Source organism: uncultured Formosa sp., assembly GCF_947500765.1.
GTDB lineage: Bacteria > Bacteroidota > Bacteroidia > Flavobacteriales > Flavobacteriaceae > Formosa.
In genome coordinates, this window is the sequence record NZ_CANMTH010000064.1 from 1 (window position 1) to 537 (window position 537).

Annotated in this window: 1 protein-coding gene; it reads right to left on the reverse strand. The window is 33.1% G+C overall.

Annotated elements, in window-relative coordinates; genetic code table 11:
* Nucleotides 1–337 precede the first annotated feature (337 nt).
* On the reverse strand, nt 338–537 hold a 200-nt coding region (locus Q1B05_RS18625), incomplete at its 5' end, for a hypothetical protein (RefSeq protein ID WP_299782979.1).

The window sequence follows — 537 nt, forward strand, 5'->3', positions numbered from 1 at the left end:
GGCTAACGGTTTGGTATAAGAATAGTTGCGTGTTTGCGCGCGAGGAATTTCCGCAGGAAATTCAGATGTAGCAAATACGCAACTACCTTTTTTTAAGCACAAAACAGTAATTATTTTTATACGTTGTTGCCATTTCGTTGTTTTTTCAGTTCAAATTATTTCTCTAAATTCCGATTTTCAACGTTTGAGTAAATTCAGTCAGCGTTTTATTCCGGAATATTTTTCAATTCGTTTTGAGTAAGCAATTCCGCAACTTGCTAAATTCCGCACACAATTCGGTTTTTAGTTTTCAATTCAGATTTCAATTTCGCAAACTTGCTCTAATTCCGAAATTCAATTATTTTGGTGATTTACCTACTTTGCCAGTAATAAGTAATCCAATTCCACCACCAATTAAAATACCAGAAATAAAATCGGTCGCATCATTTTCTAAAGCGAATTGAATTATAATTCCGACAACTAATATTACTAATCCAATAATTCTTATTTTATTCATGTTTTTTCGATTTTGAGTGCGTTCCGCAATGAATGGCAACG